This window comes from Komagataeibacter sp. NFXK3, assembly GCF_054182245.1.
On record NZ_JAPIVJ010000004.1, the window covers coordinates 140,925 to 165,144 of the forward strand.

Here is a 24,220-nt window from a genome sequence, read left to right on the forward strand (position 1 = left end):
GTTTCCTGAAACGGCAATCCAGAAAACATCTTGGAAACATAAGGAAGTTTTTGGTGAAGCTTTTTTCAAAAAGCTTAAAAAAATGCCGCCTTTAAAAAAAAGGCGGCACCCAAAAACTTTTACTGTTTTTTAAATCAGCCTGTCAGGCCTCGTAAGTGCTCATATCAGGGCAGGAGCAGATCAGGTTGCGATCGCCATAGGCATTGTCCAGCCGGTTGACGGGCGACCAGTATTTGCTCCCCGGGTGCACCGCACCGGGCAGGCAGGCGCTCGCGCGGTCATAGGCCCGCGCCCAGTCGGGGTCGGTCAGGTCACGCACGGTGTGTGGCGCGTGGCGCAGGGGGCTTTCCTCAATGGTGAGTTCGCCTGCCGCGACCGCGCTGATTTCCTTGCGGATGGCTATCATCGCATCACAGAAGCGGTCCAGTTCGGCCCGGCTTTCGGACTCGGTCGGCTCGATCATGAACGTGCCCGCCACCGGAAAGCTGACCGTGGGCGCATGGAAGCCGTGGTCAACCAGCCGCTTGGCAATGTCATCGACCGTCACCCCCGTCTCGTCCTTGAGCGGGCGCAGGTCGATGATGCATTCATGCGCAACACGGCCATTGGCCCCCTGGTACAGCACCGGGTAATGGGCCGCGAGGCGGGTGGCGATGTAATTGGAGTTCAGGATTGCGACTTCGGTGGCGCGTTTCAGCCCGGCATCCCCCATCATGACCATGTACATCCACGAAATGGGCAGCACATCCGCCGAGCCGAAGGGCGCTGCCGAAATGGCATTGGCCCCGCCATCCTGCGGCGCACCCGGCAGGTAGGGAGCCAGATGCGCCCCCACCCCGATCGGCCCCATGCCGGGGCCACCGCCGCCATGGGGAATGCAGAAGGTCTTGTGCAGGTTGAAGTGGCTGACATCGCCGCCATACACGCCCGGCTGGGCAAGGCCCACCTGCGCGTTGAGGTTCGCGCCATCAACGTAAACCTGCCCGCCTGCCGCGTGCACCAGTTCGCAGATCTCGCGCACGTTCTCCTCGAACACGCCATGGGTCGAGGGATAGGTGATCATGATCGCGGCCAGCGCATCGGCGTGCTTTGCAATCCTGGCCTTCAGGTCTTCAATATCGACATTGCCGTTGCTGTCGCATGCCACGACCACCACCTTCATGCCCGCCATCTGGGCCGAGGCCGGGTTGGTGCCATGGGCGGAAGCCGGGATGAGGCATACATCACGCCCCACATCGCCACGTGCGCGATGGTAGCCGCGAATGGCCATCAGCCCCGCGAACTCGCCCTGCGCGCCGGAATTGGGCTGGAGCGAGACCGCCGCATAGCCGCTGATCTGGCACAGCATGCGCTCCAGATCAGTGAACAGGCGGGCATAGCCGCGCATCTGCTCGGCTGGCGCGAAGGGGTGGATGTTGCAGAATTCGGGCCACGTGATCGGCAGCATCTCCGCCGTGGCGTTGAGCTTCATGGTGCACGAGCCCAGCGGGATCATGGAGCGGTCGAGCGCCAGATCCCGATCAGCCAGGCGGCGCATGTAGCGCAGCATGTCGGTTTCCGACTGGCAGGCCGAGAAGATCGGCTGGGCCAGAAGTTCGCCCGTGCGCACGAGGCTTTCGGGGATGGTGCTGCCTGCGATGGAAAGCCCGGCCTCGACCTGTGCTACGCGGGCCGCATCGCCACTGACAGCCGCCCATATGGCGCGCACCGTGTCCGGCGTGGTGGTCTCATCAAGGCTGATGCCCACATGCGCGCCATCGACCCGGCGCAGGTTCATGCCCGCATCAAGCGCACGCCCCATGACCGCATCGGTCTGCGCGCCGGTGTTGAGCGTCACGGTATCAAAGAACGCCTGCGTCACCACCTCGGTGCCAAGCGCACGCAGACCAGCGGCGAGGATGGTGGCGAGTTTGTGGATGCGCGTGGCAATGGCCCTAAGCCCCACCGGCCCATGATACAGCGCATACATGGACGACACGATGGCGGGCAGCGCCTGCGCCGTGCAGATGTTCGATGTCGCCTTCTCGCGGCGGATGTGCTGCTCGCGTGTCTGGAGCGCCAGGCGGTAGGCGGGCTTGCCGCGCGAATCGATCGATACACCCACGATGCGGCCGGGAATGTTGCGGCGGAAGGCATCGCGCACCGCCATATAGGCCGCATGCGGGCCACCGGCCCCCATGGGCATGCCGTAGCGCTGCATGGAACCCACCGCAATGTCGGCCCCCAATGCGCCGGGGCTTTGCAGCAGCATCAGCGCCAGCGGGTCGGCGCACAGGGCGGCGATGGCACCGGCTTCGTGCAGCTTTTCAATCCACGGACGCGGGTCGCGCAGTTCACCCGTCGAGCCGGGATACTGGAACACCGCGCCAAACACGGCCTGCGCATCGAGGTCGGTGGCAGGGTCACCCACCACGACCTGCCAGCCCAGCGGCTCGGCGCGGGTGCGGATGACGGCGATGGTCTGCGGATGGCAGCCGGCATCGACAAAGAAAGCCTGCGCCTTGCTTTTGGCCACGCGGCGGGCCATGGCCATGGCCTCGGCAGCGGCGGTGCCTTCATCGAGCAGCGAGGCATTGGCCACGTCGAGCCCGGTCAGTTCGATCACCAGTGTCTGGAAATTGAGCAGCGCCTCGAGCCGCCCCTGGCTGATCTCGGGCTGGTAGGGCGTATAGGCGGTGTACCACGCCGGGTTCTCCAGCACGTTGCGCTGGATGACGCCGGGCAGGATGGTGTCGTAATAGCCTTGGCCGATCAGCGAGGTCAGCACCCGGTTTTCGCTTGCCATGCCGCGCAGCCGGGCCAGCGCCACATGCTCGGGCACGCCCGCGCCAAGGCCCATGGCGCCATCAAGGCGGATGGAACCGGGCACGGTCTGGGCCATCAGGGTGTCGAGCGTATCCGCCCCCACCACGCGCAGCATGGCCGCCACGTCATGTGCATCGGGGCCGACATGCCGGGCGCAGAACGCCCCGGCGTCAGCGCCCGTATCTTGCCACAGGGAAGAAGAACCGCAGGAAGAAGACGTCACGGCCAGCATACTCCGTCAGAGGTGGGAACGGGGGAAAGAGAAATCAGCCAACCAGCGCGGTGTAGGTGGCGTGATCCATCAGCCCTTCAAGCTGGGTGGCATCCGCAATGGTCATGCGCACGATCCAGCCTTCGCCCTCGGGGTCGCGGTTGATGAGGGCCGCGTCATCGGTCAGCGCATCATTGAAGGCCAGCACGTCGCCCGTGACGGGGGCATAGATGTCGGATGCCGCCTTGACGGATTCGACCACCGCCACGCTGTCGCCCTGCTCCACGGTGGTGCCGGGGTCGCGGGCTTCGGAGAACACGATTTCGCCCAGTTCATTGGCCGCATGCGCCGTAATGCCGACTACGGCCACATTGCCTTCAACGCGCAGCCACTCGTGTTCCTTGGTGTAATAGACGGTCATGTCCATGCTTCCTTGATGTGAATATGGGTTTGAAAAAACAGCAAAAACTAGCGCTTGAACGTAGCGGGCACGAAGGGCAGCGCCACGACCGCCACAGGCAGCAGCCGCCCGCGCACGCTGGCGAACAGCCGTGTGCCCACCACCATATGGTCGGCAGCCACATAGCCCATGGCCACGGGGCCACCCACGCTGGGACCAAACGCGCCTGACGTCACACGACCGGCGGGCACCTGCCCCGCCTCATCGGCAAACAGTTCCGCGCCACCGCGCACCGGGGCGCGGCCTTCGGCGCGCAGGCCCACGCGGCGGCGCGTCGTGCCATCGGCCAGCTGGTCGGCCACGATCCGCGCGCCGGGGTAGCCACCCGCACGCGCGCCACCGGGCCTGCGGCTTTTCTGGATAGACCATTCCAGCGCACCTTCCACCGGGGTGGTGGTCAGGTCGATATCCGCGCCGTACAGGCACAGCCCCGCCTCAAGCCGCAGGCTGTCACGCGCGCCAAGGCCCGCAGGGGCCACACCGGGCTGGGCCAGCAGGGCGCGGGCCACGGTTTCGGCCCCCTCATTGGCCATGCCGATTTCATACCCGTCCTCACCGGTGTAGCCCGAGCGCGAGACGATGCAGTTCACGCCCGCAAGGTCCATTTCCGCCACATCCATGAAGCGCATGGCGGCAGCGGCGGGGTTCAGGGCAGCAAGGGCAGCCTCGGCTGCAGGCCCCTGGAGTGCGATCAGCGCGCGGCCATCCAGCATCTCGACCATGCAGGTTTCATTCAGGGCCTTGTGCACATGGGCAAAATCGGCCGCCTTGCAGGCAGCATTGACCACGAGCAGCAGCCACTTGCCCATGTTGGTGACCATCAGGTCATCGCTGATGCCGCCATCATCGGTGGTGAACACGGCATAGCGCTGACGGCCGGGCTTGAGGCTCGCAATATCGGCAGGCACCAGCGCCTCGAGTGCTGCAGCGGCATCGGCAATGTTGCCCGAGCGCGGGCGGATGCGCGCCTGCCCCATATGCGAGACATCGAACAGCCCCGCCTGGCCGCGCGTGTGCAGGTGCTCGGCCATGACGCCCGCAGGGTACTGCACCGGCATGTCATAGCCTGCAAACGGCACCATGCGGGCGCCGAGTTCGATATGAAGGTCGTAAAGCGGGGTGCGCAGCAGGGGCTGGGTCATGCGGGCAGGGCCTTGTGCGGGTCCACAGGCACGCGCGCGGCCCTGCATGGCAGGCATGCGGGCGGGCAGGCACGAAACGCGCCAGCGGAACAGGTCGGGGAAAAAGCGGGGAACACGGTAACGAACGGTGCAGGCATGCGGGACTCCTGTCGAATCCTGTGTGGATTCCAAGTGCCCCTTCTGTCGCATGTGCCTGAGATCGCTATCCCGTCGGCGGGCATCCGGGTTACGGATACCTCTTTCCAGAAGTCTTGGCCGACCGGTCCTTTGGCCTGAGAGTTTCCGGGGCGGTTGCTCCTTCGGCGCTGGCGCGGGGCCAGTCTCTCCCGTGTCGACAAAGCTGACTTGACATGACCGGATGCGCCAAGTCAATCCATGAAAATGCGCCATGGTTGTGCACACCATGACACCGCCCACCGCAGGCATTACGTTCTGGGCCTGTAACGTAAAAAGGATGATCCCTTCATGACCAGCCCGCTGACCATCGTGGCCGAATTCCGCGTTCCCGCCGAGCACCGTGACCACTTCCTCGAACTCTGCGCCTATGACAGCGCCCATTCCGTGGCCGATGAAAGCGGCTGCCAGCGCTTTGAGGCCGTCTGCCCGCTCGATGACCCGCAGACCATCATCCTGGTGGAAGTCTATGATGATGAAGCCGCTTTCGAGACCCATCTCGCCACCCCGCATTTCAAGGTGTTCGAAGTGGCCGTGAAAGAACTCGGCGTGGATCTGGTCAGCCTGCGCAAGACCGCCCGCATCGCGCCCCGCGGCTGAGCCCCTGCCTCAGGGCGCAACAAAAAAGGCCGGAGGGGCGTGTTCCCCTCCGGCCTTTTTTTGGTTTGTGCCTTCCGCTCAGCGCGGCAGGTTCTGCGCGATGTAGGGCGGCAGGACGAAGGAGGCGACATGCATCTCCGGCGTCCAGTAGCGCGTGTTCGCAATGCCCGCCTTCTCGGCGCGCGCGCGGATCACGTCGGCCCCGTGGCGGCCCGGCACCGTGCCCTTGGCGGCAACCCCCAGCGTCATGAACCCGCCCACATAGGTCGGCACGGCAGCGACATAGGCCGAGACATGATCGAAGAACTGCGCACGCCGCGCGCTGGTGTCGCGCAGTTCATCCGCCTGCATGAACGGCACGCCGCACTGGTTCACGATAATGCCGTTGGCCGTGAGGATGCGCGCGCAGTGCTTGTAGAACGAATCGGTAAACAGCACCTCGCCCACACCGATCGGGTCGGTACTGTCGACGATGATGACATCAAACGAGCCGTCGGGCGCGTTCGTCACGTATTCGATGCCGTCGCCCACGATGACCTCGGCGCGCGGGTCGTTCCAGGCATCGCCCGCAATGGCGGGCAGGAATTTCTTTGAAAGTTCGATGACCTCGCCATCGATCTCGACCATCACGGCTTTTTCCACCGTGCGGTGCTCGAGCACGCGGCGCAGCACGCCGCCATCGCCCGCGCCGATGATCAGCACGCGCTTCGCATCGCCATGCTCGAGCAGCGGCACATGGGTCAGCATTTCCTGATAGACGAATTCGTCGCGTTCCGTGATCTGGACTACGCCATCGAGCATCAGCACCCGGCCAAGATCGACATTCTCGAACACCGCAATGTCCTGAAACTGGCTTTTGGTGCGTGCCAGCAGCTTATCCACGCTCAGTTCCTGCCGCCAGCCCTGGTACAGGCCTTCGCTGATCCACTCACGGGACATGACCAACCCCCTTTACGTCTTTAATCGATGCACATGAAAAAGCACGGGCCGGAAATACATCCGGCCCGCCACTTCGACTTTAATTTAGTGAAAGCACGCCAGGGCGCATAAACGCCACCCCGGCCACAGCCGCTTAAAGCTGCACGCGCCCACGACGCTGCTCGTCCACCTCGATCCGGCCCGCCTGGAACAGGCGCTGCATGACCGGAATGGCAAGGTGCGGATCGCACGCCCCACACATGAAAATATCCACGGCGGCAAAATTGCGCTCGGGCCATGTGTGGATCGAGATATGACTTTCCGCCAGCACGACCACGCCCGACACGCCGCCATTGGGCGTGAAGTGATGGAAGTGGCTGTGCAGGATCGTCGCCCCCGCCGTGACGGCGGCCTCGCACAGGGTACGGTCGATCTGTTCCGGATCATCGAGATTCCGGGCATCCCACAGATCGACAAGAAGGTGCGTTCCCGCAAACTTCATTCCGTCTTTCTCGACGAAATAATCCTTCCGGTCGTCCTCGGACGAAAACGGCGCTGAAGAGATCTGGTTATCGCTCGGGTGTTCCGAGACCATCCCCAGTTGAGCAAGTGCGTTCATCACGTACCCCCAAACCAGTAGACAGCCTGTTGGGCAGAATTGCCCCCTTGGGCCAAGAGAGGCGCTGATAGGGCCTGCGGGGCTTGGGGTGCAAGTGTTTTTCGCAGCCTGCGAAAAGTTTTTTGCCCCCACCCCGCACCCCTGCGCGCAAAGCGGTGTCTATTTTGCCGGTTTACGCTTCACTTTTGCCGGTTTTTCTTTCTTTTTCGAGCTTTCGGCCGTTTTGGCGCCTGCGGCCACTGTGGCTTTTTTGCCGCGCGGCCTGCGTGGCGCCACAGGCTCATCTTCCACCGGCACAAGCGGTTTGTGTTCGAGCAGCGGGCGCAGGAATCGCCCGGTATGGCTTTCAGGCGTGGCGGCCACCTGTTCGGGCGTGCCGCAGGCCACGATGCGGCCACCGCCATCGCCGCCCTCCGGCCCCATGTCGATCACCCAGTCAGCGGTCTTGATCACCTCGAGGTTGTGCTCGATCACCACCACCGTGTTGCCCTGGTCCACCAGCGCGTGCAGCACCTCAAGCAGCTTGCGCACGTCCTCGGTGTGCAGGCCGGTGGTGGGTTCATCAAGGATGTAGAGCGTGCGGCCCGTAGCCCGGCGCGCCAGCTCCTTTGACAGCTTGACGCGCTGCGCCTCGCCACCCGAAAGCGTGGTGGCCTGCTGGCCCAGCGCCACGTAACCCAGCCCCACCTTCTGGAGGATGGCCAGCCGGTCGCGGATGCGCGGCACGGCGGAGAAATAGGGCAGCGCCTCGTCCACCGACATGGCCAGCACATCGGCAATCGACTTGCCACGGAACTTTACGTCCAGTGTCTCGCGGTTGTAGCGCGCGCCCTTGCAGGTATCGCAGGTGACGAACACGTCGGGCAGGAAGTGCATCTCGATCTTGAGCACGCCATCGCCCTGGCACGCCTCGCACCGCCCGCCCTTTACGTTGAACGAGAAGCGGCCCGGCTTGTAGCCGCGCGCCTTGCTCTCGGGCAGTTCGGCAAACCAGTCGCGGATGGGGCCGAACAGGTCGGTATAGGTGGCAGGGTTGGAGCGCGGCGTGCGCCCGATGGGCGACTGGTCGATGTCGATGATCTTGTCGAGCTGATCCAGCCCGTCGATGCCCGTATAGGGCGCCGGGTTCTGCCCCGAGCCCATCAGCTTGCGCGAGAGCGCCTTGTACAGCGTGTCGATCACCAGCGTGGACTTGCCGCCACCCGAAACCCCGGTAACACAGGTAAAGGTGCCCAAGGGAAACTTTGCCGTCACGTCCTTGAGGTTGTTGCCCGTGGCCCCGCGCAGCACGAGTTCGCGCCTGGGGTCGATCTTGCGGCGCTTGGCGGGCACGGGAATGCACTTGCGGCCTGACAGATACGCCCCGGTCAGGCTGTCCGGGTTTGCGGCCACTTCCTGCGGGGTGCCGGCGGCGACGATGTTGCCGCCATTGACACCCGCGCCCGGCCCCATGTCGATCAGCCAGTCGGCGGCGCGGATGGCGTCCTCGTCATGCTCGACGACGATCAGCGTATTGCCCAGCTTTTTCAGTCGGTCGAGCGTGCCGAGCAGGCGCTCGTTATCGCGCTGGTGCAGCCCGATGGAAGGTTCATCGAGCACATACAGCACGCCGGTCAGCCCCGAGCCGATCTGGCTGGCCAGGCGGATGCGCTGGCTCTCCCCGCCTGAAAGCGTGGCCGAACCGCGTGACAGCGTGAGATAATCCAGCCCCACGTCATCGAGGAAGCGCAGCCGGTCGAGGATCTCGCGCAAGATGCGCCGCGCGATCTCGGCGCGCTGGGGCGTAAGTGTTGCCTCCACCGTGCCGAACCATTCCAGCGCCCGGCTGATGGGCATGTCGGATGCCTGGGCAATGTTCAGCCCCGCCACCTTTACCGAGAGCGCCTCGGGCCGCAGCCTTGCGCCATCGCACACATGGCAGGGTTTTTCGGACTGGTAGCGCGAGAGTTCCTCGCGCACCCATACGCTGTCGCTCTCGGCCATGCGGCGGCGCAGGTTGGTCACCACGCCCTCGAACGGCTTGGTCAGGCTGTAGGCGCGGCGGTCGTCGCGGTAGGTGAACTCGATGGGGTCTTTCCCGCCATCAAGGATCACGTCGCGTACGCCCTCGGGCAGGTCTTCCCACGGGGTGTCCATCGACACGCCGTAATGTTTGGCGATGGAGGCCAGCGTCTGGGTGTAGTACGGGCTCTGGCTGTTGCGCCACGGGGCGATGGCGCCTGCGGCGAGTGAAAGCGATTCGTCGGGCACGATCAGGCGCGGGTCGAAAAAGGTCTCCTGCCCGATGCCATCACAGGCCGGGCACGCCCCCTGCGGGGCATTGAAGGAGAACAGGCGCGGCTCGACCTCCTCAAGCGTAAAGCCGCTGACCGGGCAGGCGAAGCGCGAGGAGAAGACCGTGCGCGGGGCTTCCTCGCCCTCCTTGGCACCTTTCACCACCTCTTCCGCATAGACCAGCCCGTCGGACAGGCCGAGGGCGGTTTCGAAACTGTCGGCCAGGCGGCTCTCGATGCCTTCCTTGACCACGATGCGGTCCACCACCGCCTCGACCGTATGGCGCAGGCGGCGGTTGAGTTCGGGCACCTCGTCAATGGTGTAGAGCGTGCCATCCACCTTGGCGCGGGTGAAGCCCTTGCGCTGGAGTTCGGCCAGCTCCTTCCTGCACTCGCCCTTGCGGTCGCGCAGCACGGGGGCGAGCAGCATGAGCCGCGTGCCCTCGGGCATGGCCATGACGCGGTCGACCATCTGGCTGATGGTCTGCGCCTCGATCGGCAGGCCGGTGGCGGGCGAATACGGCACGCCTGCGCGCGCCCACAGCAGGCGCATGTAGTCATGCACCTCGGTCACGGTGCCGACGGTGGAGCGGGGGTTCTTTGACGTGGTCTTCTGCTCGATGGAGATGGCAGGCGACAGCCCCTCGATCGAATCGACATCGGGCTTGCCCATCAGCTCAAGGAACTGGCGCGCATAGGCCGAGAGGCTCTCGACATAGCGGCGCTGGCCCTCGGCATAGACCGTATCGAACGCGAGCGAGGACTTGCCCGAGCCGGACAGGCCGGTCATGACCGTGAGCGCATCACGCGGAATGTCGACATCGACATTCTTGAGGTTGTGCGCGCGGGCTCCCCGCACGCGAATGGACTGCTGGCTGACATGCTGACCCGCCGGAACCTGCCCCGGACGCGAAGAAACGCTCATGAACTCTCCCTGTTCCGATCCCGTGGAGGGTGCGGATGCTGGCCGCGATATCCGGCCCTGTCATATCTGGTCCCGCCAGTCCATTCGGACAAGGGTCGCGCTCCTCATGATGCGCGTGCCCGGGCATACGCGCCCACTCGCAATTTATACGATGATCCTTTAAGATCGCCGCACCTCTATTCACCATGGCTGCCTGATGAGGCAGCCAGCGTGGCAACCGGCGGGGCCAGCAGGCCGCGATCCGCCGGACCCATATTCGAAGGACAGCATATGGCGGGCAGCGTCAACAAGGTCATTCTGGTCGGCAACCTGGGCAAGGACCCCGAAGTGCGGAACAGCCAGAGCGGGGCGAAGATCGTCTCGCTCACCCTGGCCACGAGCGACACATGGAATGACCGCGCCTCGGGCGAGCGGCGCGAGCGCACCGAATGGCACCGGGTCGTGATCTTCAACGAACGCCTAGGCGACGTGGCCGAGCGCTTCTTGCGCAAGGGCCGCAAGGTCTACCTCGAGGGCACGCTCCAGACCCGCAAATGGACCGACCAGAGCGGCCAGGACCGCTACACCACCGAGGTGGTGATCGACCGCTTCCGTGGCGAGCTGGTGCTGCTGGACAGCAACCGCGGCGGTGACGCCGGTGGCGGTGATGACATGGGCGGCGGCTATGGCGGCGGTGGTGGCGGCGGCTACAGCGCGCCCGCGCGCAGCCAGCCCCAGCCCCAGCGCAACGAGCGCCCGGCAGGTGGCGGCGGCGGATGGGACGCCCCCGCCGGTGGCAGCGACCTGGACGACGAAATTCCGTTCTGAGCCGCCCCTGCCCCCTGCGCGGCGCTTCGCGCCGGGGGGCAAGCCATGCTATGAGAGACGCAGGGATATGATGGCTGCCAACCGCGCCATGCCTGCCTTCCGCTCCACCCCCGTGGCCTTCTGGCCGTGGGGATGGATAACCCTGACATGACGGAACTGCCTTGACCGAGATACCCGACGATCCCCTGCCCCCGTCCGACATGCTGCCGGTCACGATCGAGGAGGAAATGCGCTCCTCCTACCTGGCCTACGCCATGTCCGTCATTGTCAGCCGCGCCCTGCCTGATGTGCGCGACGGGCTGAAGCCGGTCCATCGCCGCATCCTGTATTCCATGCGCGAGAGCGGCTTCACGCACGACAAGCCCTACCGCAAGTCGGCCCGCGCGGTGGGCGACGTGATGGGTAAATACCATCCGCATGGCGACTCCTCGATCTATGATGCCATGGTGCGCATGGCGCAGTCGTGGTCGATGCGGGTGAAGCTGATCGACGGGCAGGGCAATTTCGGCTCGGTGGATGGCGATTCGCCGGCCGCCATGCGTTATACCGAGGCGCGCCTGGCCAAGGCCGCCGCCTTCCTGCTCGATGACATCGACCGCGACACCGTCGATTTCCAGCCCAACTATGATGAAAGCGAGCAGGAACCCAAGATCCTGCCCGCAGCCTTCCCCAACCTGCTGGTCAATGGCGCCTCGGGCATCGCGGTGGGCATGGCCACCAACATCCCGCCGCACAACCCCACCGAGATCATCGATGCGACGCTGGCGCTCATTGCCCGCCCGGACATGACGCTCGATGACCTGCTGGAATACGTGCCCGGCCCCGACTTCCCCACCGGAGGCACCATCCTTGGCCGTGCCGGCATCCGCAGCGCGTTCGAGACCGGGCGCGGCTCGGTCATCATCCGCGCGAAGGCCGAGATCGAGGATATCCGCAAGGACCGCAAAGCCATCATCGTCACCGAGATCCCGTATCAGGTGAACAAGGCCACGTTGCAGGAGCGCATTGCCGACCTCGTGCGCACCAAGCAGGTGGAAGGCATTTCCGACATCCGCGACGAGAGCGACCGCTCGGGCATGCGCATCGTCATCGAGATCAAGCGCGAGGCGACGCCGGAGGTAGTGCTCAACCAGCTCTACCGCTTCACGCAGCTCCAGACCTCGTTTGGCGTGAACATGCTGGCCCTTGATGGCGGCCAGCCGCGCCTGATGGGCCTGAAGGACGTGCTGGAAGCGTTCATCCGCTTCCGCGAGGACGTGATCCTGCGCCGCGCGCGCTTCGACCTCAACAAGGCCCGCGACCGCGCCCACCTGCTGGTTGGCCTCGTCATTGCGGTCGCCAACATCGATGCCGTGATCGCGCTGATCCGCTCCGCCCCCGACACCGCCGCCGCCCGCGCAGCGCTGATGGCGCGCGCATGGGATGCCGCCGACGTGGCGCCGCTGCTCGAACTCATCCACGATGAAGGCAATGTCATCGTGGACGGCAGGGTCCACCTGACCGAAGCGCAGGCCCGCGGCATCCTTGAGCTGCGCCTGCAGCGCCTGACCGGGCTGGAGCGCGACAAGATCCAGAGCGAACTCTCGGAAGTGGCGGTGAAGATCAACGAGCTGCTGGAAATCATCGCCAGCCGCCCGCGCCGCATGGAAGTGATGTGCACGGAACTCGCCACCATCCGTGCCGAACTCGCCACCCCGCGCGCCACCGACATTGCCGATTACGCCGGCGACCAGACCGATGAAAGCCTGATCGAACCCGGCCAGATGGTGGTCACCATCACGCGCGAGGGCTTCATCAAGCGCACGCCGCTTGATGTGTTCCGTGCACAGAACCGGGGCGGGCGTGGCCGCACGGCGGCGGGACGGCGGGGTGATGACATCATCGTCCGCTCGTTCAACGCGCATACGCACCAGTGGGTGCTGTTCTTCTCATCGGGCGGCAAGGCCTACCGCGAGAAGGTGTGGCGCCTGCCCGAGGCCAGCCCCACCGCCAAGGGCCGCGCGCTGGTCAACCTGCTGCCCGACCTGGGCAGCGACACGATTACCGCGGTCCTCCCCCTGCCGCAGGATGAGGAGCTGTGGGAGAACCTGCACCTCGTCTTCGCCACCGCATCGGGCAGCGTGCGGCGCAACCGGCTGAGCGATTTCCGCAACATCCGCTCTTCGGGCCTGATCGCGATGAAGCTTGATGAGGATGACCGCCTGATCGGCGTCGCCACCTGCCGCGAGGGGCAGGACGTGTTCCTCGGCACGCGCAATGCGCGCTGCATCCGCTTCCAGATCACCGATGACACGCTGCGCGTGTTTGCCGGGCGTGGCAGCTCGGGCGTGCGCGGCATAAAGCTGGCCGAGGGCGACAGCGTGAACAGCCTGTGCGTGCTCAACCATGTCGAGGCCACGGTGGAGGAACGCGCCGCCTACCTGCGCATGGCCAATGCCCGCCGCCGTGCCGAGGCCGCCGCCGGTGAGGAAGACGCCGAGGACATCATCACCCCCGATGATGACGAAAACGCAGGCGACCTGCCCCTGACCCCCGAGCGCTTTGCCGAGCTTGAAGCGGCGGAGGAAGTGCTGCTGATCGTGAGCAACGCGGGCTTTGGCCGCCGCTCCTCCGCCTATGACTACCGCGTGAGCGGGCGCGGCGGGCAGGGCATCAACAACATGACCTTCTCGGCCAACAAGCGTGGCAACGCGGTGGTGGCCACCCTGCCGGTGCTCGAAGGCACGGATGTCATGCTGGTGACCGATGCGGGCCGCCTGATCCGCCTGCCGATCGCGCAGGTGCGCATCATGTCGCGCCAGGCCAGCGGCGTGACCCTGTTCCGCCTGAACGACACGGAAGAGGTGACCAGCGTCTTCCCCGTGATGGATGATGGCGAAGAGGGCGAGGATGGTGATGCCGCCGAGGCCGCCACCCCTGACGCCCCCGATGCTGGCGGCGATGACTGAGGCCGCCCCCGCCGCCCGCACCGGGTTCTATCCGGGCACGTTCGATCCCGTGACCTGCGGGCACATGGACATTATCGAACGGGCTGCGGGGCTGATGGACCGGCTGGTGATCGGGGTGGCCGAAAACCCCGACAAGCACCCGCTCCTGCCGCTTGAGGAGCGGATCCTGTGCCTGCGCACCGATATCGCCCCGCTCAATGCGGGGCGGGCCATGCCCATCACCGTTGTCGGTTTTACGGGGCTGGTGGTGCATGCGGCGCGTACGCATGGGGCGCATGCAATCATTCGCGGGCTGCGGGCGGTTGCGGATTTCGAATACGAGAACCAGATGTTCGGTATGAACCAGCACATGGCCCCGGACATTGACACGCTGTTCCTCATGGCGCGCGAGGGGCACCAGTATGTCTCCTCGCGGCTGGTGAAGGAAATAGCGAAACTGGATGGGGACATTTCCGGTTTTGTCCCTCCCTTTACGCGCAGGCACATCCTGAGCCGCCTGCGCGGCTGACGGGCCGGGGCCGCGCCTTGACGCGGGCCAGCCCTCCCACACCCCTTTTTACGAAACGGATCACGATGTCTGCTACTGAAAACAAGTCCGACCTGATCAACGTCGATCTCAAGACAGGACGGGTGGTGATCCGCCTGCGTCCCGACATTGCGCCGCTTGCCGCAGAGCGCATCCGCACGCTGGCGGCGGAAGGCTTTTATGACAACACGCCTTTCCACCGCGTGATCCATGGCTTCATGGCGCAGGGTGGCGACCCCACGGGCACCGGCACCTCGGGCAGCAAGCTGCCGGACCTGAAGGCCGAGTTCACCAACAAGGCCAAGTTCGAGCGCGGCACGGTGGGCATGGCCCGCACCATGAACCCCGATAGCGCGAACAGCCAGTTCTTCATCATGTTCGAGCCCTCGCCGCACCTTGATGGCCAGTACACCATCGTAGGCCAGGTGATTGAAGGCATGGACCACATCGACCAGATCAAGCGCGGCGCGGGCCAGAGCGGCATGGTGCAGGACCCCGACCGCATCATCAAGATGCGCCCGGCCGACGCCGAGGCCTGATCCGGCCCATGCCGGGCGGCGCACCCTGCCGCCGCCCGGCACCCCTGCGGGCCTGCATAAACGGCACGCGCAGGTTGACACTCCCGCCGTGGATGTTTAGAGACCTGCCCAAGGCGCCACGCCCCGGCCTGACCGGCACGCTGGCCCCTGATGAAACAGGTCATGTGAGCCGGTAGCTCAGTCGGTAGAGCATTCGACTTTTAATCGAATGGTCGTGGGTTCGAATCCCACCCGGCTCACCAGGACCCCTTTCTTTCCTTCCCTGCTTTTTGTGGCTCCTGCGCCCCTGTCGCCACCTGTTGCGCGCGTGGGTGATGGTTGTTCGTGCCTGTTTGCGCGAACACGTGGCGCTGCACCCTTATTCCCGTAAAATCTTGATATGGCCCACCATGGAGCAACCGGCCCGTGGCGATAACGCGTGGCCGGATGCCAGCTTTCATGGGCCAAACGGGCTACGGAAAAGTGGGTTTTCAGGCGGCTTCATATTCGTTTTAATAATTAAGTTATCTTATCGCTAATTTTTTTATAATTTTATGTCTTGATCTGGGTCCATTTTTTCCAATAAATGGCCTTCCGCCATGCGGTCACAGGATATTCGCACATTCCGGCCGCTTTCTCTCCCGCTATCGTTGCCGGTGCAATGGATGGCGAGCCTGCCCCGGCACAGCCCGGCGCAGGTGCTTCAAAGTCTGTGAGATGCCATGAGCCTGCACCCCGTCCTGACCGCCGTGACCGAGCGGGTCATCGCCCGTTCGGCCCGCACCCGCAGGGCCTATCTGGACCTGATCGCCCGCGAGCGTGAAAACGGCATCAGCCGCCCGCGCCTGGCCTGCGGCAACCTGGCCCACGCCATCGCGGCCTCGGGCAACGACAAGGCCGGCCTGCGTGCGGCAGGCGGCATGAATGTGGGCATCATCACCGCCTATAACGACATGCTCTCCGCCCACCAGCCCTATGGCCGCTACCCCGACCAGATCAAGCTGTTCGCGCGTGAGGTGGGCGGCACGGCGCAGGTGGCAGGCGGCACGCCCGCCATGTGCGATGGCGTGACCCAGGGCCAGCCGGGCATGGAAATCTCGCTGTTCAGCCGCGATGTCATTGCGCTCTCGACCGCTGTCGGGCTGAGCCATGGCATGTATGAAGGCGTTGCCATGCTGGGCATATGCGACAAGATCGTGCCCGGCCTGCTCATGGGCGCGCTGCGCTTTGGCCACCTGCCCACCATCCTGATCCCGTCCGGCCCCATGCCATCGGGCCTGCCCAATAGTGAAAAACAGCGCATCCGCCAGCTTTATGCCGAGGGCAAGGTGGGCAAGGACCGGCTGATGGATGCGGAATCCGAATCCTATCACGCGGCAGGCACCTGCACCTTCTATGGCACGGCCAACACCAACCAGATGCTGATGGAGGTGATGGGCCTGCACCTGCCCGGCTCCTCCTTCGTGCCGCCCAACACCAGGCTGCGCCAGGAACTGACGCGCGCGGCCATCCACCGCCTGAGCGAGATCGGCACGCGCGGCGAGGACTATCGCCCGCTGGGGCTGTGTGTTGATGAGCGCGCCATCGTCAACGCCGCCGTGGGGCTGCTGGCCACGGGCGGGTCGACCAACCTTGCCATCCACATCCCCGCCATGGCGCGGGCGGCGGGCATCATCATCGACTGGACCGACCTCGACCAGCTTTCGGCCATCGTGCCACAGCTCACCCGCGTCTATCCCAACGGGTCGGAGGATGTGAATGCCTTCCACGCGGTGGGCGGCATGCCCAGCCTGATCGGCTCGCTGCTTGATGCGGGCCTGCTGCACCCCGATATTCTGACCGTGGCGCGCGGCGGCTTTGATGAATACCGCAAGAAGCCCGAACTGCGTGAGGATAAGCTGGTGTGGGAAGAGGCTGGCCCTTCCACCAACGAGAGCATCCTGCGCCCGCCCGCCAACCCCTTCCGCGCCGATGGCGGCATAAGGGTGATGGAAGGCAATCTGGGGCGCGGCATCTACAAGACCAGCTCCGTCGCCCCCGAGCGCTGGACCATCGAGGCCCCGGCCGCCGTGTTCGACCACCAGGAAGACGTGCTGACCGCCTTCCGCGATGGCAAACTCGACCGTGACGTGGTGGTCGTGGTGCGCTTTCAGGGCCCTGCCGCCAACGGCATGCCGGAACTGCACAAGCTCACCCCCACCCTGGCGGTGTTGCAGGACCGCGGGCACAAGGTGGCACTCGTAACCGATGGCCGCATGTCAGGTGCCAGCGGCAAGGTGCCCGCCGCCATCCATATCGGGCCGGAAGCCTATGTGGGCGGCCCGCTCTCGCTGCTGCGCGATGGCGACATGGTGCGCGTGTGCGCCCAGACGGGCCGCATCGAGGCACTGGTTGAGGCCAGCGTGCTGGCCGACCGCACGCCTGCCCGGCCGCCTGCGCCGCAGTTCGGCACCGGGCGCGAGCTGTTTGCGCTGATGCGCAATAATGTGGACCTGCCCGAGCAGGGGGCCTCGGCCATTCTTGCCTCCATGGACCACATGGCTGCACAACAGAGCGCGTGAACCCCAACGCCTTGCACAAGGGAGCCGACATGGCCCGCATTGAAGAGATCATGACCCTTGCCCCGGTTATTCCGGTGCTGGTCATTCACGACCCCGCCCATGCCCGCCCAGTGGCCGAGGCCCTTGTGGCCGGTGGCCTGCGCGCGCTGGAAGTAACCCTGCGCACCGACTGCGCGCTGGACGTGATTGCCGAGATGGCGAAGGTGGAAGGCGCCGTCGTGGGCGCTGGCACCGTGCTCAATGGTGATGACCTCAAGCGCTCGGTCGATGCGGGGGCGCGCTTCATCGTCAGCCCTGGCCTGACCACGGATGTGGCGCAGGCCGCACGGGCGAGCGACGTGCCGCTGCTGCCCGGCACGGCCAATGCCAGCGACATCATGCGCGGGCTGGACCTTGGGCTTTCGCACTTCAAGTTCTTCCCCGCCGTGGCGGCGGGCGGCATCCCGGCGCTCAAGGCGCTTTCGGCTCCGTTCGGGCAGGCGCGGTTCTGCCCCACCGGTGGCATCAAGGCCGAGACCGCGGCAGACTGGCTGGGCCTGCCCTCCGTGCTGTGCGTGGGCGGCTCGTGGCTGGTGCCCGCAGGTGCGCCGGATGTGGCGGCCATTACCGCGCGCGCAAGGCAGGCGGCGGCCCTCAAGGTCTGATCGCCTCATACCGCGCTGATCAAAATAAAACTTCTCAGGTGCTGCCTTTTTTCAAAAAAGGCGGCATTCTTTTTGGAAGTTTTTTGAGAAAATATTTACCAGAACTGTCCGTAACTTAAATAACCGCCAACAATTCACTTCTGTCCTCGCCTTTCGGGCCATGACGTCATAGGGTCATGACTGTTACACAAGGGAGCAGACCCGTTATGGATCAGACCAGGGCGGAAGAGATTGTTGCGCATAATGCACCCTTCAGTTCCCATTTCCGCGATGATTCCTTCCTCGGCAGGCTGCATGAGGAATGGGTCTGGGATGAAGGCGAATTCACGCGGTTGAAGCAGGCCATCACCTGCCTGACCCATCATAAATGCCAGGATGCCACAATACGCGCGCAGGCCTTTGATATCTTCAGCTACCTGATGTCCGTTGCCTTGCTCAGCCATTGCAACCCCGATGATCTGTACAGGATCGCCAACATGGATATCGACCTGTTCGTGGCACGGCGCGAAGAAGTGCAGATGGTGTTCGACCATTTTCTGGGTAGCTGGCAGTTCCGCCCGGCCTGACGCAGCCCCTGCCCTACCACACCCGCCGGAAGGTCAGGTTGTAGCGGCACGGCCCCGTAACCGGGTGCTGGCCTGCCCGCAATGGGGCGATGCCGTGAAAGACATGCCGCGACGGGCCACCCCACACCACTACATCACCATGCAGCAACGCAATACGCCGGACCGGGTCGGCACGCCGCAACCCGCCCCATTGAAAGATGGCAGGCAGGCCGAAGGAGACGGACACAACCGGCGCATCCGCCCGCTCATCATCATCCTGATGCAGCCCCATGCGCGCGCCCGGGCGGTAGCCGTTGATCAGGCACGTATCGGGCGTAAAACCCTCATGCCCCGCAAGCCGCGCGGCCTCAATGGCCCAGTCCCGCCACGCAAGGGGCAGCGCAGGCCAGGGCTCGCCGGTCATGGGGTCGCGGGTCTCATAACGGTGGCCCTGCCCATCGCTGCACCAGCCTGCCGCCCCGCAGCAGGTCATGGCAACCGACATGGTGCCGCCGCCCGCCACTGTCATGCGCCGGAAGGGCGAGAGGCGGGCAATCTGCTTTATGCCCGCCAGCATCTCGCGTGCCTGTGGCGCGGCATGGCCGCGCAACACCATGGCCCCGGCATCGAGCACTTCGTGCTTCGGTGCGGAGGCTGGCGGTGGGTCGAGCATGAATTCCTGCTGCGCCATACCCGGTCTTTTCCCCCTTGTTCCTTGCTACGGAGCGTTAAAAGACTGTTTGAAAACAACTCATTGAGAAAAAATGATAAAAGTTTCCGGGTGCCGTCCTGTTTCAGAAAGGCAGTGCTCTTCAAAGCTTTCTGAAAGAAGCTTCACCAAAAACTTCTTTTTATTTTAAAGCGCTATCATGTACTGCCTTCTTTAACAAAGGGCATTTGGATGCTCGATCAGACCTTCAGCTACCCCTTAGAAAAGATATGGGCACGCACCTCAAAAGCCGCATCGTGCCATCATCATTCCGGTTGCCCGCATACCATCATGACAAAAATGCTCCCCTTCCCCGCCTCAACCGGGCAGGATTGTTTTCTTGGGAACTGCATGAAATCTTCAATAGGCATCTGGAATGAAAGATATAACTGATCTGTTGGGAATTGCGCCTGACAAAATAAAAATAATCTCTGAAAAGCGATATGATAATATTGAAGAAATCGATGATCGTGTCGATTATGAATTCTTCAATGATGGATTTTGCCTATGCAAGGAATCCGGGAAAAACATCATTGATAATATCTTTTTCTATAGCAAAAATTATGGGGATGGCTACCAATATTATCATGGAGAACTGCCTTTCGGCCTCCACTTTGACATGAGCCGCGCAGAAGTCCGCCACCTGTGGGGAGAACCGGATTTCAGCAAGGACGTGATGACACTGCCTGTGCCTGAGAAAACGGCCCCATGGACTGTTACTTCAAGAACGGCATGAAGTGGCAAAGGCCGTCCGCCCCAAGGCCGTCTCCCGACCCGGCCCGCAGCCTCCTTTTGCAGGCATCCGCATAAAAAAAGGGGCACCCGCACCGGATGCCCCTTCCCTTAACAAGACAGCACTCAATCAGAAGCTGTTGTCATCGCCCGCGTCAAAGCCGCCACCGTCGAAGCCACCGCCGTCATCACCACCACCGGCATCAAAACCGGAATCCGCCGTGGTGCCACCACCACCAAACGGGTCGGCGCCGCCGGTACCGGCCGTGCTGTCACCGTAGTTGTTGTTGATGATGGTCTCGCCCGTGCCGCCCTGGGGCATGCCGCTGGCAAAGCCGCCATCATCATGGTGCCCGCTGAACAGGCCGGTCAGCGCGTTGCCCATCATCATGCCACCGGCCACACCGGCCGCCGTGGTCAGCGCCGAGCCCAGAAAGCCCGAGCCGCCCGAGCGGAACATGCCCGGCTGCATACCCTGCGGGTAAACCGGCTGCGGCGGCGGTGATGAAGGCGCAGCCCCACCCCAGCCCGGCGGGGGCGCTGCCTGCTGCGCGCGCTGGCCGCCACCAAAGATACCGCTGAGGAACCCCCCGCCACCGCTGCCACCCGATGATGGCTGCGGGGGCACCTGCTGCTGCATCTGCTGGATCTGCTGCTGCGCCTGCTGGAGCTGCCACTGCAACTGGCGAATCCGGTTCTGCGCCTCGGCCAAGGCCGCTTCCTGCACCACGGCGGTCTGGGTGATGCGGTAGCGGGCTTCAGGATATTTCTGGAACATCTGCCCGATATACTGATCGGCCTGCGGGTCGATCGGCGGGAGGGCAGTTGTCGTCTGCGGCACGCTGCCGGGGGCATTGCCCCCCACGCGGGCAAAAAACTGTGTGATCAGTTCGCGTTCCTGGTCATTCATCCTGTCTGTCCTGCCTTGGGCTGGGAATACCGTATCCCTGCCGATGTGGTCCGTGCGGGCGCAATAAGCAAGGCCCCAAGCCGCCATGCGGGGCCGCTTTTGGCGTATGGCACGCCCGACCTTCCGGTCGGGGCCGCATAACGGTATGCTGTCCGGCGATTTTGCGCCAGATGGTGCAGACCTCTCCCCGTTTACCGGAGCATCTCGTTCATGGACCCGGCCCCCGTGCCCCGATCACCCATCTCACCGCGCCCGCTGTCCTTTCAGGGGCTTATCCTGAAGCTGCACCAGTTCTGGTCCGATCAGGGCTGCGCCATCCTCCAGCCCTATGACACGGAGGTGGGCGCAGGCACGCTCTCGCCGCACACCACGCTGCGCGCCCTTGGCCCCAAGCCATGGAAGGCCGCCTACGTGCAGCCATGCCGCCGCCCGTCGGATGGCCGCTATGGCGAGAACCCGAATCGCCTCCAGCACTATTACCAGTACCAGGTGCTGCTCAAGCCAACGCCGGAGGAGAGCCAGAAGCTGCTGCTCGACAGCTACCGCGCCATCGGCATCGACCCGCTCGAGCACGACATCCGCTTTGTGGAAGATGACTGGGAGAACCCCACCATCGGCGCCTGGGGCCTGGGGTGGGAAGTGTGGTGCGATGGCATGGAGGTGACGCAGTTCACCTATTTCCAGCAGGTTGGCGGCATTGCCACCGTCATGCCCTCCACCGAGCTGACCTACGGGCTGGAACGGCTCGCGATGTACGTGCAGGGAATCGAGAATGTCTATGACCTCGATTTCAACGGCCAGGGCCTGAAATATGGCGATGTGTTCCTGCGCGCCGAGCAGGATTATTCGCGCCACAACTTCGAGGTGGCGGATGTGGAGATGCTGCACCGGCACTTCATTGATGCCGAGCGCGAATCCACCGCCCTTGCCGAGGCCGGGCTGGCCCAGCCCGCCTATGACCAGTGCCTCAAGGCCAGCCATCTGTTCAACCTGCTCGACGCGCGCGGCGTGATCAGCGTAAGCGAGCGCGCCGCCTATATCGGCCGCGTGCGCAACCTGGCCAGGCGCTGCTGTGAAACGTGGCTGGCGGGCGAGGAATAAGAGATCATGCCCGAACTGCTTATCGAACTTTTTTCCGAGGAAATCCCGGCCCGCATGCAGGCACGCGCGGCTGCCGACCTCGAACGCCTCGTAACCGAGGCGCTGAGCCCCCTCAAGCCACGCGCAGCTGTGGCCTATGCCAGCCCGCGCCGCATTGCGCTGTCGCTTGAGGTTGATGCAACGGTGCCCGGCAGCACGGTCAATGAACGCGGCCCGCGTGAAAGCGCGCCCGAGAAGGCACTCGCAGGCTTCATGCGCAAGCATGGCGTGACACAGGATGCGCTGGTGGCCGAGAACGGCTTCTGGGTGCTGCACCGCGAGATTGCGCCCGTTGATGCCGCAACCCGCATTGCCGAGGTGCTGCCCGGCCTGCTGCGCCGCTTCCCGTGGCCCAAATCCATGCGCTGGGGCGTGGGCAGCGCCTTTACATGGGTGCGCCCGCTGCGCCGCATCGTGTGCCTGCTTGATGGCAGGGTGGTCGATTTTACCCTGGCGGAAGGCGAGGATAACGGCCACGGCCTGAAGGCGGGCAACCTGACCGAGGGCCACCGCTTTACCGCCCCCGGTGCGTTTGCCGTCAGCAGCACCAAGGACTGGCTCGACGGCCTACGCGCCCGTCAGGTCGAGCCTGATGCCGCCCGCCGCCGCACCACCATTGCCGAAGGGGTTGCCCGCCTTGCAGGCGAGGAAGGGCTGAACGTGGTGGCCGATCCCGGCCTGATCGATGAAGTGGCGGGGCTGACCGAATGGCCGGTGCCCTTCCTTGGCCAGATCGATGATGAATTCATGACCCTGCCGCCCGAGGTGATGCAGGTTTCCATGCGGGTGAACCAGCGCTACTTCGCGCTGCGCAATTCCGATGGGTCGGCTGCGCCGCGCTTCGCCTTCGTGGCCAACCTGCTGCCCGGCGATGGCGGGGCGCTGACCATTGCAGGCAACGAGCGCGTGCTGCGTGCCCGCTTTGCCGATGCCCGCCATTTCTGGGATCTCGACCGCGCCACCACGCTGGCAAGCCGCGTGCCCGCACTCGACCGCATCGTGTTCCATGCAAGCCTTGGCAGCCAGGGCGAGCGCGTGCAGCGCATCGTGCGGCTGGCGGGCATCCTTGCGGGCATGACCGGGGCCGATCAGGCACAGGCCGAACGCGCGGCCCTTTTGTGCAAGGCGGACCTCACCACCGGCATGGTCGGCGAGTTCCCCGAGCTTCAGGGCATCATGGGGGCCTATTACGCCCGCCACGATGGCGAACCCGCTGCGGTGGCCGATGCCATTGGCGCGCATTACATGCCACGCGGGCCGCTGGACGCAGTGCCCGCCGCCCCGGTCTCGGTGGCGGTGGCGCTGGCCGACAAGATCGACATGCTGGTGGCCTTCTTCGCCGTGGGTGAAAAACCGGGCGGCTCGGGCGACCCGTATGCCCTGCGCCGGGCGGCCCTTGGCGTGATCCGCATCATCCGTGAAAACGGGCTGCGGCTGGATCTGGCAAAAGTGTTCTGGGAGGCAGCACAGGGCCTGCCCGAGGCCCTGCGCCTTGCGCCCGATCTGGACGTGCTGCCCGAATTCGTGGCCGACCGCCTGCGCGTGCAGCTGCGTGGCGAAGGCGCGCGGCATGACATTCTGGCCGCCGTATCGGTGGGCAATACCGATACCGACATCGTGCGCCTGCTGGCCCGCGCCAGGGCCATTGCCGACATGCTGGAGACTGATGACGGGCGCAACATGCTCGCCGCCACCAAGCGTGCCGCCAACATCCTGCGCATCGAGGACCGCAAGGACGGCCCGCATGAAGGCACGCCCAACCCCGCACTGTATGCCCAGCCAGAGGAAAAGGCGCTGGCCGACCAGCTTGCCAGCACCATCCCTGCCGTCGAGCAGGCAACCGCTCAGGAACGCTACGCCGATGCCATGCGCGATGTCGCGGCCCTGCGCCCGGCGCTGGACCAGTTCTTTGACAAGGTGACGGTCAATGACAACGACCCCGCCATCCGCGCCAACCGCCTGCGCCTGCTGTCGGAGCTATGCCGCATGACGGTGCTGATTGCCGATTTCAGCCAGATCGAAGGCTAGGAAGACTTAAAAAAACAGACGTTTT

The 24,220-nt window shown here is 64.5% G+C and carries 20 protein-coding genes, 1 tRNA gene and 1 riboswitch; of the genes, 12 read left to right on the forward strand and 9 right to left on the reverse strand.

Translation table 11 applies throughout. The features are described from left to right. Positions 1-142: 142 nt before the first annotated feature. Genes gcvP through OQZ28_RS06225 form a run of 4 tightly spaced genes read right to left on the reverse strand, consistent with a single transcriptional unit; the run spans position 143 to position 4,755 of the window. Entirely contained in the window at positions 143-3,037 is a 2,895-nt protein-coding gene (gene gcvP, locus OQZ28_RS06210) for an aminomethyl-transferring glycine dehydrogenase (protein WP_458135501.1), read from the reverse strand. A 34-nt stretch (positions 3,038-3,071) separates the two neighbouring features. After that, entirely contained in the window at positions 3,072-3,437 is a 366-nt protein-coding gene (gene gcvH / locus OQZ28_RS06215; RefSeq protein ID WP_110569413.1) for a glycine cleavage system protein GcvH, read from the reverse strand. Positions 3,438-3,484: 47 nt separating this feature from the next. Beyond that, positions 3,485-4,618 (reverse strand): glycine cleavage system aminomethyltransferase GcvT, encoded by a 1,134-nt coding sequence (gene gcvT, locus OQZ28_RS06220; protein WP_458135502.1) that lies wholly within the window; start codon positions 4,616-4,618, stop codon positions 3,485-3,487. Beyond that, positions 4,615-4,755 (reverse strand): hypothetical protein, encoded by a 141-nt coding sequence (locus OQZ28_RS06225; protein ID WP_165399085.1) that lies wholly within the window; start codon positions 4,753-4,755, stop codon positions 4,615-4,617. The genes gcvT and OQZ28_RS06225 overlap by 4 nt, the downstream gene beginning before the upstream one ends. A 114-nt stretch (positions 4,756-4,869) precedes the next feature. Further along, positions 4,870-4,957, reverse strand: a riboswitch (glycine riboswitch). A 126-nt stretch (positions 4,958-5,083) separates the two neighbouring features. Between OQZ28_RS06225 and OQZ28_RS06230 the strand changes: the two genes are divergently transcribed. After that, positions 5,084-5,392, forward strand: a complete 309-nt coding sequence (locus OQZ28_RS06230; protein ID WP_130730188.1) for an antibiotic biosynthesis monooxygenase family protein — start codon at positions 5,084-5,086, stop codon at positions 5,390-5,392. A gap of 78 nt (positions 5,393-5,470) precedes the next feature. On the opposite strand, the gene speE is transcribed toward OQZ28_RS06230, so the two are convergent. From speE to uvrA, 3 genes are all read right to left on the reverse strand, one after another. Continuing rightward, a complete protein-coding gene (gene speE / locus OQZ28_RS06235; protein ID WP_130730189.1) occupies positions 5,471-6,331 on the reverse strand; it encodes a polyamine aminopropyltransferase in 861 nt (286 codons plus the stop codon). A gap of 133 nt (positions 6,332-6,464) precedes the next feature. After that, positions 6,465-6,929, reverse strand: a complete 465-nt coding sequence (gene speD, locus OQZ28_RS06240) for an adenosylmethionine decarboxylase (protein ID WP_025437442.1) — start codon at positions 6,927-6,929, stop codon at positions 6,465-6,467. Between the two features lie 159 nt (positions 6,930-7,088). Further along, positions 7,089-10,127, reverse strand: coding sequence for an excinuclease ABC subunit UvrA (gene uvrA, locus OQZ28_RS06245; protein ID WP_458135503.1), 3,039 nt, complete (start codon positions 10,125-10,127; stop codon positions 7,089-7,091). Positions 10,128-10,397: 270 nt separating this feature from the next. Here uvrA and ssb point away from each other — a divergent pair, with 270 nt between their 5' ends. The 8 genes from ssb (at position 10,398) to OQZ28_RS06285 (ending at position 18,697) form a co-directional block, all read left to right on the forward strand. Further along, positions 10,398-10,934: a single-stranded DNA-binding protein gene (gene ssb / locus OQZ28_RS06250; RefSeq protein ID WP_458135504.1), complete on the forward strand. Its 537-nt coding sequence runs from the start codon at positions 10,398-10,400 to the stop codon at positions 10,932-10,934. Between the two features lie 161 nt (positions 10,935-11,095). After that, positions 11,096-13,882, forward strand: coding sequence for a DNA gyrase subunit A (gene gyrA / locus OQZ28_RS06255; protein ID WP_458135505.1), 2,787 nt, complete (start codon positions 11,096-11,098; stop codon positions 13,880-13,882). Beyond that, positions 13,875-14,390 (forward strand): pantetheine-phosphate adenylyltransferase, encoded by a 516-nt coding sequence (gene coaD / locus OQZ28_RS06260; protein ID WP_130730194.1) that lies wholly within the window; start codon positions 13,875-13,877, stop codon positions 14,388-14,390. The genes gyrA and coaD overlap by 8 nt, the downstream gene beginning before the upstream one ends. A gap of 65 nt (positions 14,391-14,455) precedes the next feature. After that, positions 14,456-14,947, forward strand: coding sequence for a peptidylprolyl isomerase (locus OQZ28_RS06265; RefSeq protein WP_061274494.1), 492 nt, complete (start codon positions 14,456-14,458; stop codon positions 14,945-14,947). A 166-nt stretch (positions 14,948-15,113) separates the two neighbouring features. After that, positions 15,114-15,189: transfer RNA gene (locus tag OQZ28_RS06270), tRNA-Lys, on the forward strand. Between the two features lie 459 nt (positions 15,190-15,648). Next, positions 15,649-17,487: a phosphogluconate dehydratase gene (edd, locus tag OQZ28_RS06275; RefSeq protein WP_130730195.1), complete on the forward strand. Its 1,839-nt coding sequence runs from the start codon at positions 15,649-15,651 to the stop codon at positions 17,485-17,487. Positions 17,488-17,516: 29 nt separating this feature from the next. Further along, positions 17,517-18,131, forward strand: coding sequence for a bifunctional 4-hydroxy-2-oxoglutarate aldolase/2-dehydro-3-deoxy-phosphogluconate aldolase (gene eda / locus OQZ28_RS06280; RefSeq protein WP_458135506.1), 615 nt, complete (start codon positions 17,517-17,519; stop codon positions 18,129-18,131). Positions 18,132-18,337: 206 nt separating this feature from the next. Then, positions 18,338-18,697 carry an Imm41 family immunity protein gene (locus OQZ28_RS06285; RefSeq protein WP_165399086.1) on the forward strand — a complete coding sequence of 120 codons (360 nt, stop codon included), beginning with the start codon at positions 18,338-18,340 and terminating at the stop codon, positions 18,695-18,697. Between the two features lie 13 nt (positions 18,698-18,710). Here OQZ28_RS06285 and alkB read toward each other — a convergent pair whose 3' ends face one another. Further along, positions 18,711-19,367 (reverse strand): DNA oxidative demethylase AlkB, encoded by a 657-nt coding sequence (alkB, locus tag OQZ28_RS06290; RefSeq protein ID WP_458135507.1) that lies wholly within the window; start codon positions 19,365-19,367, stop codon positions 18,711-18,713. Positions 19,368-19,761: 394 nt separating this feature from the next. Here alkB and OQZ28_RS06295 point away from each other — a divergent pair, with 394 nt between their 5' ends. Further along, entirely contained in the window at positions 19,762-20,121 is a 360-nt protein-coding gene (locus OQZ28_RS06295; RefSeq protein WP_458135508.1) for a hypothetical protein, read from the forward strand. 126 nt (positions 20,122-20,247) lie between these two features. Here the strand turns inward: OQZ28_RS06295 and OQZ28_RS06300 are convergent, their stop codons facing one another. Continuing rightward, positions 20,248-21,027: a DUF2076 domain-containing protein gene (locus OQZ28_RS06300; RefSeq protein WP_458135509.1), complete on the reverse strand. Its 780-nt coding sequence runs from the start codon at positions 21,025-21,027 to the stop codon at positions 20,248-20,250. Between the two features lie 210 nt (positions 21,028-21,237). Here OQZ28_RS06300 and OQZ28_RS06305 point away from each other — a divergent pair, with 210 nt between their 5' ends. After that, positions 21,238-22,128 carry a glycine--tRNA ligase subunit alpha gene (locus tag OQZ28_RS06305; protein ID WP_458135510.1) on the forward strand — a complete coding sequence of 297 codons (891 nt, stop codon included), beginning with the start codon at positions 21,238-21,240 and terminating at the stop codon, positions 22,126-22,128. 6 nt (positions 22,129-22,134) lie between these two features. Further along, the gene (gene glyS, locus OQZ28_RS06310; protein ID WP_458135511.1) at positions 22,135-24,195 is read left to right on the forward strand and encodes a glycine--tRNA ligase subunit beta; all 2,061 of its coding nucleotides are present in this window, start codon (positions 22,135-22,137) and stop codon (positions 24,193-24,195) included. The last annotated feature ends 25 nt before the right edge of the window (positions 24,196-24,220 follow it).